Annotated in this window: 7 protein-coding genes and 1 pseudogene; 6 read left to right on the top strand and 2 right to left on the bottom strand. The window is 59.5% G+C overall.

Annotated elements, in window-relative coordinates; translation table 11 throughout:
- Positions 1 to 227: 227 nt before the first annotated feature.
- The 3 genes from E5E96_RS21540 to E5E96_RS21530 are packed head-to-tail and all read left to right on the top strand — an operon-like array spanning position 228 to position 2,473.
- Positions 228 to 1,001 carry an amino acid ABC transporter substrate-binding protein gene (locus E5E96_RS21540; protein WP_171283116.1) on the top strand — a complete coding sequence of 258 codons (774 nt, stop codon included), beginning with the start codon at positions 228 to 230 and terminating at the stop codon, positions 999 to 1,001.
- A 57-nt stretch (positions 1,002 to 1,058) separates the two neighbouring features.
- Positions 1,059 to 1,715, top strand: coding sequence for an amino acid ABC transporter permease (locus E5E96_RS21535; protein ID WP_171283115.1), 657 nt, complete (start codon positions 1,059 to 1,061; stop codon positions 1,713 to 1,715).
- Positions 1,712 to 2,473: an amino acid ABC transporter ATP-binding protein gene (locus E5E96_RS21530; protein WP_171283114.1), complete on the top strand. Its 762-nt coding sequence runs from the start codon at positions 1,712 to 1,714 to the stop codon at positions 2,471 to 2,473. Before E5E96_RS21535 ends, E5E96_RS21530 begins: the two co-directional genes overlap by 4 nt.
- 86 nt (positions 2,474 to 2,559) lie before the next feature.
- Here the strand turns inward: E5E96_RS21530 and E5E96_RS21525 are convergent, their stop codons facing one another.
- Positions 2,560 to 3,975, bottom strand: coding sequence for an FAD-dependent oxidoreductase (locus E5E96_RS21525; protein ID WP_171283113.1), 1,416 nt, complete (start codon positions 3,973 to 3,975; stop codon positions 2,560 to 2,562).
- Between the two features lie 12 nt (positions 3,976 to 3,987).
- Positions 3,988 to 8,445, bottom strand: a complete 4,458-nt coding sequence (gene gltB / locus E5E96_RS21520) for a glutamate synthase large subunit (protein ID WP_041217832.1) — start codon at positions 8,443 to 8,445, stop codon at positions 3,988 to 3,990.
- 613 nt (positions 8,446 to 9,058) lie between these two features.
- Here gltB and E5E96_RS21515 point away from each other — a divergent pair.
- From E5E96_RS21515 to E5E96_RS21505, 3 genes and pseudogenes are all read left to right on the top strand, one after another.
- Positions 9,059 to 9,994, top strand: coding sequence for a TIGR01212 family radical SAM protein (locus E5E96_RS21515; RefSeq protein ID WP_168756472.1), 936 nt, complete (start codon positions 9,059 to 9,061; stop codon positions 9,992 to 9,994).
- Positions 9,995 to 10,397: 403 nt separating this feature from the next.
- Positions 10,398 to 12,542 (top strand): type I secretion system permease/ATPase, encoded by a 2,145-nt coding sequence (locus E5E96_RS21510; protein ID WP_171283112.1) that lies wholly within the window; start codon positions 10,398 to 10,400, stop codon positions 12,540 to 12,542.
- Positions 12,535 to 13,952, top strand: a pseudogene (locus E5E96_RS21505) (HlyD family type I secretion periplasmic adaptor subunit). Before E5E96_RS21510 ends, E5E96_RS21505 begins: the two are co-directional and overlap by 8 nt.
- Positions 13,953 to 13,975: the final 23 nt, after the last annotated feature.

The following is a 13,975-nucleotide window of genomic DNA, read 5'->3' as shown; positions in this document are numbered from 1 at the left end:
CTCGGCCAGCCCGGCCATTATATTTTCGTTATCCATTATTTCGCTAAATATCCCCGTATTTCATGGTTGGGTCATGCCATGAGCCACGTTATGTTTCATCCATACCGCCAGCAAGCATTATGAAAGTTCTCTCAGTCGATAATTAATTTAAAGATGATAACCGGCTGGTTTTATTTTGTGGTGGTTGGCAAGCGTTCTGGATGTTCATAAATATAACGAGGTGAATAATGAAAAAACGGCACTCCCTGTTTTTAATGGCGGCACTTCCGCTGGCACTGATGACCTCGGTACAGGCACAATCAAGCCTGGCCGAGATCCAGCGGGCCGGGGTGATCAAGATCGGCACCGAAGGGGCCTATCCTCCCTTCACCTATCACGACAAGAGCGGCAAACTGGTGGGCTTTGACGTGGAGATCGGCGAGCTCATCGCAAGCGGTCTCGGCGTGAAGCCGCAGTTCGTCGAGGGCAAGTGGGACGGCCTCATCGCCGGGGTGGACGCCAAGCGCTACGACCTGGTGCTCAACGAAGTGGCCATCACCTCTGAGCGGCTGAAAAAGTATGACTTTTCAGATCCCTACATCACCTCCAAGGCGGTGATCGTGGTGCACAGCGACAACCACAGCATCAAGAGTTTTACGGATCTGAAGGGCAAGAAATCCTCCCAGTCGCTGACCAGCAACTTCGCCCAGCTGGCGAAAGCGTCGGGCGCCGAGGTGGTGGCCACCGAGGGATTCAACCAGTCCCTCGAACTGGTGCTGACCGGGCGGGTGGATGCCACCCTCAACGACAGCCTCTCCTTCCTCGACTTCAAGAAACAGAAGCCGGACGCCAAATTGAAGGTGGCGGCCACCGAGGCCAAGGGGGATCAATCGGGGGCCCTGCTCGCCAAGGGACAACCCGAGTTGCTGGCCGCCATCAATCAGGCGCTGCGCAATGCCAAGCAGGATGGCGCATATCAGAAAATATCGCAGAAATATTTCGGCACCGACGTCTCGCAATAATATCGCGGCAACATAATAACAACTGAGGATATTAACGTGCCGGCCTGGTTGCAGTTAATGATCGACTCTTTTTGGCCCCTGCTCAGTGCGGGGCTTATTTTTACCGTGCCACTTACCCTGATTACCTTCGTGCTGGGAATCGTGCTCGGCTTGTCGGTGGCGCTGGCCAGATTATATGGTCCGGCCCCGCTGGTGATGCTGGTCCGCTTTTATGTCTGGCTTATTCGGGGCACCCCGCTGCTGGTGCAGCTGTTTCTGATCTTTTACGGTCTGCCGAGCGCCGGTATCGTGCTGGATGCCTTCACCGCCGCCGTTATCGGTTTTACCCTCAACATCGGTGCCTACAGCTCGGAGATCATCCGAGCCACCCTGGCGGCGATCCCCAAGGGGCAGTGGGAGGCGGCCTATTCGATTGGCATGAACTGGCCCCAGGTGATGCGGCGGGTGATCCTGCCGCAGGCGGCGCGCATCGCGGTGCCGCCGCTCTCCAATACCTTCATCTCCTTGGTCAAGGACACTTCGCTGGCGGCGGCGGTGACCGTACCCGAGCTGTTTCAGGCGGCTCAGCGACTCGCCTCCGTCACCTATGAGCCGCTCATCCTCTATGTCGAGACGGCCCTCATCTACCTGTTGTTCAGTTCGGTACTCTCCACCCTGCAAGACAAGCTGGAGCAGCGACTGGCATATAAAGAGACCCGGGAGGTCGCCCTATGATCCGCTTGAGTGGCATCGAGAAACAGTTTGCGGGGCAGCGAGTGTTGAAAGGGGTGGGGCTGGCGATGGCCGCAGGCAGCGTCACCGCCCTGATCGGCCCCTCCGGCAGCGGCAAGAGTACCTTGCTGCGCTGCGTGAACCTGCTGGAGCGGCCCGATGCGGGCCAGCTGGTGCTGGGGGGCAGCGAGCTCGACTTTACCCGGCATCTGTCACGGCAAAGCGTGCTGAGCCTGCGCCAGCAGACCGGCATGGTGTTCCAGAATTTTCAGCTGTTCCCGCACATGACGGTGCTGGAGAACGTGATGGAAGGGTTGGTGACTGTGTTGAAGTGGCCGAGGGAGCGGGCGGCGGCGCGCGGCCTGCAACTGCTCGACAAGGTGGGGCTCAGGCACAAGGCCCAGGCGGTGCCTGCCACCCTCTCCGGCGGTCAGCAGCAGCGGGTCGCCATTGCCCGGGCGCTGGCGCCAGCCCCCAAGGTGTTGCTCTGTGACGAGCCCACCTCGGCGCTGGATCCCGAGCTTGCCCAGGAGGTGGTGGCCGTGCTGCGCCAGCTGGCCAGTGAGGGCACCACCATGCTGATCGCCACCCATGACTTGCGCCTGGCGGCCCAGATCGCCCAGCAGGTGATCTTTCTGGAGGCGGGTGAGGTGGTGGAGGCGGGCAGTGCGCGCCAGATGTTCACCACCCCCAAGCGGGCGCGTACCTTCGAATACATCTCCACCCTCACCGAACGGCTGCCGGAGAGCTGGAGCATCTAGCCGGTTCTGGCGGATTGAGAGCGAGATAAAAAAACAGCCCCGCACGAGCGGGGCTGTTTGCATGATGGCTTGGTTGTGACGGCAGATCACACGGCCAGATAGTCCATGATCCCTTCGGCCGCCTTGCGCCCCTCATAGATGGCGGTCACCACCAGATCGGAGCCGCGCACCGCGTCGCCACCGGCGAACACCTTGGGGTTGCTGGTCTGGAAGGCATGTTCGGCCTGCTCCGGGGCCTTGATGCGATCCCTGCCGTCGAGCTCGATGCCGTGTTCCGCCATCCAGGGCTGGGGGTTGGGCTGGAAGCCGAACGCCATCACCACCGCATCGGCGGCCAGCACCTGCTCGGAACCGGCGATCACCACCGGATTGCGACGGCCATTGGCATCGGGGGCGCCGAGCTCGGTGCTCACCACCTTGATGCCGCAGGTGCGGCCCTGGGCGTCCAGCTCGACGCCGACCGGCTGCAGGTTGAACATGAATTCAACCCCCTCTTCGCGGGCATTCTTCACCTCCCGCTTGGAGCCCGGCATGTTCTCCTCGTCGCGGCGATAGGCGCAGATCACCTTGTCGGCTCCCTGGCGGATGGCGGTACGCACACAGTCCATGGCGGTATCACCGCCGCCGAGCACCACCACCTGCTTGCCAGCGAAGTCGATGTAGTCGGCTTGCGCCTTCTCGAAGCCCAGCAACCGGTTGGCGTTGGCGATGAGGTAGGGCAGGGCGTCGTAGACTCCCGGTGCCTCCTCGTTGGCAAAGCCGCCCTTCATGTACTTGTAGGTGCCAACCCCGAGGAAGACCGCATCGAACTCGCCGAGCAGGTCGGCGAAGGTGACATCGCGGCCCACCTCGGTCTCGAGGCGAAACTCTACGCCCATCCCCTCGAAGATCTCGCGGCGACGCTGCATCACCTCTTTTTCCAGCTTGAAGGAGGGGATGCCGAAGGTGAGCAGACCGCCGATCTCCGGATACTTGTCGAACACCACCGGGGTGACGCCGCCCCGTGCCAGCACGTCGGCACAGGCGAGGCCGGCCGGGCCGGCACCGATGACGGCGACTCGCTTGCCGGTCTTGACCACCTTGGAGAGATCGGGTTTCCAGCCCATCTCGAACGCCTTGTCGGTGATGTATTTTTCGATGTTGCCGATGGTGACGGCGCCGAAGCGATCGTTGAGGGTGCAGGCACCCTCACACAGTCTGTCTTGCGGGCAGACCCGGCCACACACCTCCGGCAGGCTGTTGGTCTGGTGGGAGAGCTCCACCGCCTCCAGAATGCGCCCCTCGTTGGCCAGCTTCAGCCAGTTGGGGATGTAGTTGTGCACCGGGCACTTCCACTCGCAGTAAGGGTTGCCGCAGTCGAGGCAGCGATCCGCCTGCATGCCGACCTGGGCCTGGTTGAAGGACTCGTAGATCTCCACGAACTGGATCTTGCGGATCTTGAGCGGCTTCTTGGGCGGGTCGACCCGCTGCACGTCGATAAACTGAAATACGTTCTGGCTCATAGGGTTCCCTCCTTATTGCGCCTGGATTCTGAGTTCTGCACTAGAGCGGCTGGTGTGGCCAAGCAGCGATTTGACGTCGCTGGACTTGGGTTTGATCAGCCTGAACTTGGGCACATAGGAGTCGAAGTTGGCCAGGATCTCCTCGGCGCGCGAGCTGCCGGTTTCGTTGAGGTGCGCCGTGATGATGCCGCGCAGGTGCTCCTGATGGATGGCGAGATCCGCCACGTCCAGCAGTTCTACCAGCTCGGGGTTGGTGCGCTTGGCAAAGTTGCCGCACTCGTCGAGCACGTAGGCAAAGCCGCCGGTCATGCCCGCCGCGAAGTTGACACCGGTGGTGCCGAGCACGGTGACGATGCCGCCGGTCATGTATTCACAACCGTTGTCACCGATCCCCTCGACTACCGCGAGGGCCCCTGAGTTGCGCACCGCGAAGCGCTCGCCGGCGGTACCCGCAGCATAGAGTTTGCCACCGGTAGCGCCGTAGAGGCAGGTGTTGCCGATGATGGCCGCCTCGTGGGATTTGAATGCCACGCCGACGTGGGGTTTGATCACCAGCTTGCCGCCGGTCATCCCCTTGCCCACGTAGTCGTTGGCATCCCCGGTGAGGATCATCTCAAGGCCGCCGGCGTTCCAGACGCCGAAGCTCTGGCCGGCGGTGCCGTTGAAGTGGACCCGCACCGGATCGGCCGCCATCCCCTGGTTGCCATGGCGCTTGACGATCTCGCCGGACAGACGCGCCCCCACCGAGCGGTCGGTGTTGCGGATGTCGTAGCGAAACTCGCCGCCGCTCATGTTTTCCACCGCCTCCAGCAGATCTTCCACCATCTTGAGGTTCAAAGGCCCCTTGTCGAAGGTGGGGTTGTGCTGCTGGCTGAACAGGCTGGAGCCTGCCGGTGCCACCGGGCTGGCCAGAATGCCGGAGAGATCCAGCTTGGCCTGACGGGCGGTGAGGCCGGGCAGCGCTTCCAGCAGGTCGGTACGACCGATGAGGTCGGTCAGCTGGGTGACGCCAAGCTGGGCCATCAGCTCGCGGGTCTCCTCGGCGATGAACTTGAAGTAGTTCATCACCATCTCCGGCAGGCCGGTGAAGTGCTCGCGGCGCAGCTTCTCATCCTGGGTGGCGACGCCGGTGGCGCAGTTGTTCAGGTGGCAGATACGCAGGTATTTGCAGCCGAGCGCCACCATGGGGCCGGTGCCAAAACCGAAGCTCTCGGCGCCGAGAATGGCCGCCTTGATGATGTCGAGACCCGTCTTGAGGCCACCATCCACCTGCAGCCGCACCTTGTGGCGCAGGCCGTTGGCGACCAGCGCCTGCTGGGTCTCGGCCAGGCCCAGCTCCCAGGGGGAGCCGGCGTATTTGACCGAGGTGAGCGGGCTCGCGCCGGTGCCGCCGTCGTAGCCGGAAACGGTGATGAAGTCCGCATAGGCCTTGGCCACGCCGCAGGCGATGGTGCCAACGCCGGGCTCGGACACCAGTTTCACCGACACCAGGCAGTTCGGGTTGATCTGCTTGATGTCGAAGATGAGCTGGGCCAGATCCTCGATGGAGTAGATGTCGTGGTGGGGCGGCGGCGAGATCAGGGTCACGCCGGGCACCGAGTAACGCAGCTTGGCGATCTGGGCCGTCACCTTGTCACCGGGCAGTTGGCCCCCTTCACCGGGCTTGGCGCCCTGGGCCACCTTGATCTGCACCACGTCGGCGTTCATCAGGTAGTGAGGGGTGACGCCAAAGCGCCCCGAGGCCACCTGCTTGATGCGCGAATTCTTCTCGGTGCCAAAGCGCTTGGGATCCTCGCCGCCTTCACCCGAGTTGCTCTGGCCGCCGAGCCGGTTCATGGCCACCGCCAGCGCCTCGTGGGCTTCCGGGCCCAGCGCGCCGATGGACATGGCGGCGGAGTCGAAGCGGGGGAACAGCTTGTCGGCCGGCTCCACCTGCTCCAGCGCCACCGGGTTGTCGACCTTCTTCAGGGTGAGCAGATCGCGCAGGGTGGCGACCGGGCGCTCGTTCACCAGGCGGGCGTACTCCTTGTAATCGGCATAGTTGCCGGAGCGCACCGCCACTTGCAGGGTCTGCACCACGTCCGGGTTGTAGGTATGGTACTCGCCGCCGTGGACGAATTTGAGCAGGCCGCCCTGAGTGAGGGCCTTGCGGGCCAGCCAGGCCTGACGGGCCAGATTGAACTGATCCTGCTGGATGTCGGCAAAATCGGCGCCCTGGATACGGCTCGATACACCGCGAAAACACATCTCGACCACGGCTTTAGAGAGGCCCACCGCCTCAAACAGCTGGGAGCAGCGGTAGCTGGCCACCGTGCTGATGCCCATCTTGGACATCACCTTGTAGAGCCCCTTGTTGATGCCGTTGCGGTAGTTGAGCATGGCCTGGCGCAGGCTCATCTTGAGCACGCCCTCTTCTACCTGCTTGGCGAGCGTCTCGTAAGCGAGGTAGGGGTAGATGGCGGTGGCGCCAAAGCCCAGCAACACCGAGAAGTGGTGCGGGTCGCGCACGCTGGCGGTTTCCACCAGGATGTTGGCGTCGCAGCGCAGGTTGTTGTCCACTAGGGTACGCTGCACCGCCCCCACCGCCATGGCGGCCGGGATGGGCAGGGTGTCGGCACTGACGTCGCGATCCGAGAGGATCAACAGCACGGTACCGGCCTTGGCGGCAGCCTTGGCCTCCTCACAGATGCGCAGGATGGCCGCTTCCAGGCCCTCTTCGGGCTTGAAGTTGAGGCTGATCACCTGATGGCGATAGTGCTCCCCTTCCAGCGCCAGCAACTGGTGGAAGTCGGAGTAGAGCAGGATCGGCGACTGGAACAGCACCCGGTGGGCGTGGCCGAAGGTCTCGTTGAACACGTTCTGCTCGCGGCCGATACAGGTGGCCAGCGACATGACGTGGTTTTCCCGCAGCGGATCGATGGGCGGGTTGGTGACCTGGGCGAACATCTGGCGGAAGTAGTCGTACAGGGTGCGCTGGCTGGAGGAGAGCACCGCCATCGGGGTGTCATCCCCCATGGAGCCCACCGCTTCCTGGCCGTTTTCACCCAGTACCCGGATGATCTGGTCCAGCTCCTCATAGGAGTAGCCGAACAGCTTCTGATAGGTTTTCAGCTGATCGTCGGAGAACTCGCGGGCGCCGGTGCTGGCGTCATCCATCTGCTCGAACGGCACCAGCCGCTTGCAGTGCTTGTCCATCCACTGCTTGTAGGTGTGACGGCTCTTGAGATCGTCATCGATCTCGAAGCTGGTCCAGATCTTGCCGTTGCTGGTATCCACCACGAACAGCTCGCCCGGGCCGACCCGGCCCTTCTCCAGCACCTCGTCCGGGGTGTAGTCCCAGGTGCCCACTTCAGAGGCCAGCGTGATGAACTTGTCCTTGGTGATGACGTAGCGGGCCGGACGCAGGCCGTTTCTGTCGAGCGCGCAGGTGGCGTAGCGACCGTCGGTCATGACGATGCCGGCCGGGCCATCCCAGGGCTCCATGTGCATGGAGTTGAAGTCGTAGAAGGCGCGCAGATCGTCATCCATGTTCGGGTGCTTCTGCCACGCAGGCGGGATCAACAGGCGCATGGCACGGAACAGATCCATGCCGCCGGCCAGGAACAGATCCAGCATGTTGTCGAGGCTGGAGGAATCCGACCCCGTGGTATTGACGAAGGGGGCGGCCTCTTGCAGATCGGGGATCAGCGGGGTGGCGAACTTGTAGCTGCGCGCCTTGGCCCACTGGCGGTTGCCGGCGATGGTGTTGATCTCGCCGTTGTGGGCCAGATAGCGAAACGGCTGCGCCAGCGGCCAGCGCGGGCTGGTGTTGGTGGAGAAACGCTGGTGGAACACGCAGATGGCTGCCTGCATGCGAATGTCGGCCAAATCCAGATAAAAACGCGGCAAGTCCACCGGCATGCACAGTCCTTTATAGACGGTGACCAGGTTGGAGAGGCTGACCACGTAGAAGTAGTCGTCGCTGATGCGCTTCTCGATGCGGCGGCGCACGATATAAAGGCGGCGCTCGAGATCCTTGTCGACCCAGCCGGGGGGGGCGTTGACAAAGACCTGTTCGATGCTGGGCAGGGAGGCCTTGGCGATGGGGCCGAGTACATTGGTATCGATAGGCACCTTGCGCCAACCGACCAGACTCAGGGTCTCCTTTTCCAGCTCTTCGTCGATGATGTCGCGAGTGGCTTGCGCCAAGACGGGATCGGGGTTGAGAAACAGCATGCCGACCGCGTAATTGCGGCCCAGGTGCCATCCCTTCTCTTCGGCGACAGCTCTGAAGAAGCTGTCGGGTTTTTGCAGCAACAGACCGCAGCCGTCGCCGGTCTTGCCGTCGGCGGAGATACCGCCGCGGTGCTGCATGCGAGCCAATGCTGACATCGCGAGACGGACAAGCTTGTGGCTGGCTTCACCTTCCATGTGGGCCAACAGGCCGAAGCCACAGTTATCCCTCTCCAGCTTTGGATCATATAGTGACATTGCATTTCTCCCTTGCTCGGCCTTGCATCGCACTGTCATCAACAGACTGCATAAATTGCGATTGGCTCTTGTGGTTCCGTCCGCCTGAGGTGGCGAATCTCCAAACTAATGGGATTTTTCGGCAAGGTCAATTAGACATCCCGGCTGTTTTCATTATCACAAACTCATAACAAAATGTCGGGGTACGGGTCTATATGGGGTGTTAACTGGCAATTACTCTGGTTATTTTTGTTTTTGTGGAATTTTGTATTGTCATATTGGACTTTGCTGGTTGACTCAATGGGGGCAAGGATTTGTAGTAATTTTACCAATCCACTCGACAAGTGAATGGCCGAGATCACAATAACGAAGTAGATGACTTGCATTTGCAAAACCACCGTCTATGGGAAAATTTTCATTATTCAACAAACTGTTAGAAGATGGTTTTGTAGTGGTGTTGAGCCTTCGTCAAATTTGGGATGAGTCTCGAAAGCGTCGATAACTACCCATTTGCTGATATTTATCCGGTTATTGGTGAATATTTATATGTTTTCCCGACTCTATCCTCTCTTGATCCAGCGCAGCGCTGCGTGCGGCCAAGCTCGTACAATGACGCCCCTTTACTGGAGGTGTCATGCAGTTACACGAACTCGTCAATACATTCGGCCAGGATCTCAAGCAACGCCATGGCCAGAAGATCCACAAGCTCTCCATTCACGGTGCCTTCACCTGCCCGAACCGGGACGGCACGCTGGGCCGTGGCGGTTGCACCTTCTGCAATGTCTCCTCCTTTGCCGACGAGTCGGCCCAGCAGCTTTCGGTGGTACAGCAACTGCTGGCTCGCCGGGATGAAGTGACCCGGGCCAAACGTTATCTCGCCTACTTTCAGGCTTATACCAGCACATATGCCGAGGTGGAATACCTGCAGCGCATGTATGAAGAGGCGCTGTCGGTGAGCGACATGGTGGGCTTGTGCGTGGGGACGCGCCCAGATTGCGTGCCGGATGCGGTACTGGACCTGCTGGCCGGTTATCAGGCCCGGGGTTACGAGGTGTGGCTGGAGCTGGGGTTGCAGAGCGCCAGCGACAAGACGCTGCAGCGCATCAACCGGGGCCATGGCTATGCCGCCTATGCTGACGCGGTGGCCAGGGCCCATCAACGGGGCATCAAGGTGTGCGCCCACCTTATCGTCGGTCTGCCCGGTGAAGTCGCCATGGACAGCCTGAATACGCTGCAGCGCATCGTGGAGACGGGGGTGGAGGGGATAAAACTGCACCCGCTGCACGTGGTAGAGGGAAGCACCCTCGGCAAGGCGTGGCAGGCAGGTCGACTGGAGGTGCCTAGCCTGGCGCAGTATGTGGAAGCGGCGGTTGCCATGATCCAGCACACGCCGCCCGAGGTGGTATACCACCGCATCTCGGCGTCGGCACGACGTCCGACTCTGTTGGCGCCGGCCTGGTGCGAGAATCGCTGGACAGCCATGGCTGACATTGCTAGTGAACTAGCTCGCTCCGGCGCCCAGGGTCATGCGCTGGGGCGCCCTTTTTCGCTTTCTGGCAATATCGACTAGGTAATCAGATTTCATCAAAAAAACAGTGAGTTATTAGATGAAATTCAGTCTTTGCGGTATAGTTTCGGTAAAGTTGTCTTGATATAGTACTTGGCTTGAAAAAGATATCATTATCAATAATCTTGTATTATTTCCAATTTGGACGGGATATATCGAATATGGCGCCATCTTGTGTCGCGATCCGCAACCAAACTGCCCGTCTCGCCTTTGGGTGTAATGCCTATCAGGTCTGCCAATGACATTCAGTGTCATGTACCTGTGCTTAATGTGTATCAGGCTGTTGATCCCTTCTCGGGGAGCTCTGTTCTTTATGTCACGGGATCGTCTGCGCCAAACTGCGCCCGTGAAGCTTGAATATCGGTGTGGCGATAGAGCCGGCCCAATCATGCAGTGACAGGATGCTATGCAAGCAGAAACTAACCGTATTGACGAGTTGTTGGAGTGTCTGGTCTTTCTGACCCGCTTTTATGGGGTGCCCAACAGCAAGGATGCCCTGACGACCGGTTTGCCACTGGTGTCCGGCCTGCTGACGCCCAACCTGTTTAGCCGTGCCGCCGAGCGGGGCGGGCTGTCGGCCCGGGAAGTGATCCAACCGCTTGCCGAAATCTCCCCCTTGTTGCTGCCTTGCGTGTTGCAGATGCGCAATGGCGGTGCCTGCATTCTGCTGGAGTGGAATGAAGACAGGAGTCAGGGCAAGGTCATCTTTCCTCAGGCGGGAGATGCGGCCCAGTGGCTCAGTGCGGCCCAGCTGGGTGATGAATATCTGGGCCGACTGTTTTTTGTCAAAAAGCAGTTTAAGTTTGATGAGCGCTCCCCCAAGGTGCTGGAGACCCGTGACGGGCATTGGTTCTGGAGCACTCTGTTTGAATCCCGTGGCATCTATCGGGACGTACTGATCGCGTCCATCCTCATCAACCTGTTTGCCATCGCCAGCCCGCTGTTCACCATGAACGTCTACGACAAGATAGTGCCCAATCTGGCATTTGATTCTCTTTGGGTGCTTGCGGTCGGGGCCATGGTGGTGTTCACCTTCGATTTCGTGATGCGTCAGCTGCGCAGCTACTTCATCGACATCGCCGGTAAAAAATCGGATGTGCTGTTGTCGGCCAAGATCTTCGCCAAGGTGATGGGCATGCGGATGGAGTCGCGGCCGGCCTCGACCGGTGCGTTTGCCAAACATCTGCAGGAGTTCGAATCGGTACGGGAGTTTTTTACCTCCGCTACCGTCTCTACCCTCATCGACCTGCCGTTCGCGGTCTTCTTCCTGTTCATCATCTGGATTTTTGCCGGTGTCATGGTCGTGGTACCGATCGTCGCCATGCTGATCCTCATTATTTACAGCTTCTATATTCAGGCGCCGCTCAAGCAGTCCATCGAAGAGGGATCGCGGCTTGCTTCCCAGAAGAACGCCAACCTGATCGAGAGCATTTCAGGCCTTGAGACCGTCAAGATTTTCGGGGCTGAGAGCATGTTCCAGCATCGCTGGGAGCAGGCCGTCTCCCATATCTCGACCTGGGGCGTGCAGACTCGCCGCATCACCAACTCCATGTCTTCGCTGGCCAGTTATATCCAGCAGGTGGTGACGGTGGCACTGGTGATTGTCGGCGTTTATCAGATCTCGGAAGGGTTGGTCACCATGGGTGGCATGATTGCCGCCGTCATGCTGTCAAGCCGCGCGATTGCGCCCATGGTGCAGTTGTCGGTGCTCTCCACCCGTTACAACCAGGCCAAGTCCGCACTGGAAATCCTGGAAAAAATCATGGTGACGCCGGGTGAGCAGGAAGAGGGCAAGCAGTACATCCACCATCCCGTGATATCCGGTCGGATCGAGTTTGACAATGTATCGTTCAAGTACCCGGGAATGGAAACCAGCACCCTGCACAACATCAATCTGCGTATCGAACCGGGCGAGAAGGTAGCCATCATAGGCCGGATCGGAGCGGGTAAAACCACGCTCGAGAAGATCTTGATGGGCTTGTATCGGCCCACCGATGGCTCGGTGCGACTCGATGGGTTCGAGCTGGATCAACTGCCGGCCTCGGTGATCCGGCGCAACATAGGTTGTGTCCCGCAGGACGTGACCCTGTTTTTTGGCTCGGTACGCAACAACATCATGCTGGGCAATCCGCTGGTGGACGATGTGCGGGTCATGCGGGCCGCCAAACGGGCCGGCGTCACCAATTTTACCAATCGGGATCCCAACGGGCTGGATCGGCAGATCGGCGAGGGGGGCCGCCAGCTCTCGGGTGGTCAGCGTCAGGCTATTCTGCTGGCGCGAGCCTTGCTCAACGACCCCCCCATTCTGGTGATGGACGAACCCACCTCCAACATGGATAACCAGTCCGAGATGCAGGTCAAGCATGAGCTGGCACGATTGGGGCCGGAGACGACCCTGATCCTGATCACTCACAAAACCTCCATGCTCGATGTCGCTTCACGGGTCATCGTGGTTGAGCAGGGGCAGGTGGTGGCCGATGGGCCTAAAGAGGCTGTGCTGCAACAGTTGAAAGAGGGCAAGGTGCGTGTGCAGGAGGCGTCCAATGGCTAAGTTTGGACTGTTCAAGAAGGCGCCATCCGATACCGTGCTACCGGCGCCGGAGCACCTTGAATTCGTCGATGACGGTGCGGCTGCGGTACTGTTGAGTACCCCGACTCGAGCCAGGGCATTGCTGTGGGCCTGCTTCCTGTTTTTCATGAGTGCCATCGTCTGGGCCGCCTGGGCCGAGCTCGATGAAGTCACCGTTGGACAAGGGAAGGTTATTCCTTCCCGCCAATTGCAGGTGATCCAGAATCTGGAGGGGGGATCGTCAAGGAGATCTTCGTCAAAGAGGGTGACATCGTTGAAAAAGGGCAGCCGCTCTTGCGCATCGATGACACTCGCTTCCGCTCCGATTTTCGTGAACGGGAGCAGGAGCTAGTGACCCTCAAGGGGGATATTGCCAGGCTGCGTTCCGAAATCCAGAGCGTGGTGGTCAAGACCGGCCCCAATCTGGGATGGCGCGAACAGGTCGTGGTTGACAAGCAGCCCATCGATTTCCCGGACGGTTTCGAAAACGTCTTTGCCGAATATGCGGCTCGAGAAAAATCAGTTCAGGATGAGCGTCTCAACAACTTGAACAACCAGCTCTATATTCTGGGGCAGCAGATTGAACAGAAAGAGCAGGAGACCATAGAGCTCAACGCCAAGATCAGGACGGTGGCGCGTAGTGTGGATCTGGCGCGGCAGGAGCTCAATATCAGCCGCCCCTTGGCCAAGGAGGGGATCGTGCCTCAGGTCGAGCTCATCAAGCTGGAACGGCAGGTCAACGAAATGCAGGGGGAATTGGAGAGCAACCGACTGCTTATTCCCAAACTCGATTCCGTGTTGCGGGAGACCATCTCCAAGCGCAACGACATTGCCTTGAAATTCCGGGCCGATTCACAGACCGAGCTCAATGAACGGCAAGGCAAATTGAGCCAGCTGTCCGAAGGCCAGGTTGGGCTGCGGGATCGGGTGGATCGCACCAGCGTCATTGCGCCGCTCAAGGGCACCATCAAGAAGCTCAAGATCAACACGCTGGGTGGTGTGGTGCAACCCGGCATGGATCTGATGGAAATTGTTCCGCTGGAAGACACTCTGCTGGTCGAGGCCAAAGTGTCGCCCAAAGATATCGCGTTCTTGCGACCAGGGCTGGAGGCCGTGGTCAAGATTACTGCCTATGACTTCACAATTTATGGAGGATTACATGGCAAGGTTGAACAGATAAGTGCTGACTCGATCCAGGATGAAGATGGCAACTCCTTTTACCTGGTACGAGTACGCACCGAGAAAAGTTACTTGGGCGATGAGCTTAACGCACTTCCCATCATCCCCGGTATGTTAGCCAGTGCAGATATTATTACTGGTAAAAAAAGTGTCCTAGACTATTTGCTTAAGCCGATTTTACGGGCAAAGCAGTCGGCACTGAGAGAACGATAAGCCAACAATCTAAAAACAACATG

Origin of the sequence: Aeromonas sp. 1805 (assembly GCF_013085525.1) — a bacterium.
Taxonomy (GTDB): domain Bacteria; phylum Pseudomonadota; class Gammaproteobacteria; order Enterobacterales; family Aeromonadaceae; genus Aeromonas; species Aeromonas hydrophila.
This window is presented reverse-complemented; position numbering and strand designations above follow the sequence as displayed.

Excerpts from the sequence above, each read along its gene's own strand:
- E5E96_RS21540 (WP_171283116.1), top strand. The coding sequence starts at position 228 with ATGAAAAAACGGCACTCCCTGTTTTTAATGGCGGCACTTCCGCTGGCA.
- E5E96_RS21535 (WP_171283115.1), top strand. The coding sequence starts at position 1,059 with ATGATCGACTCTTTTTGGCCCCTGCTCAGTGCGGGGCTTATTTTTACC.
- E5E96_RS21530 (WP_171283114.1), top strand. The coding sequence starts at position 1,712 with ATGATCCGCTTGAGTGGCATCGAGAAACAGTTTGCGGGGCAGCGAGTG.
- E5E96_RS21525 (WP_171283113.1), bottom strand. The coding sequence starts at position 3,975 with ATGAGCCAGAACGTATTTCAGTTTATCGACGTGCAGCGGGTCGACCCG.
- gltB (WP_041217832.1), bottom strand. The coding sequence starts at position 8,445 with ATGTCACTATATGATCCAAAGCTGGAGAGGGATAACTGTGGCTTCGGC.
- E5E96_RS21515 (WP_168756472.1), top strand. The coding sequence starts at position 9,059 with ATGCAGTTACACGAACTCGTCAATACATTCGGCCAGGATCTCAAGCAA.
- E5E96_RS21510 (WP_171283112.1), top strand. The coding sequence starts at position 10,398 with ATGCAAGCAGAAACTAACCGTATTGACGAGTTGTTGGAGTGTCTGGTC.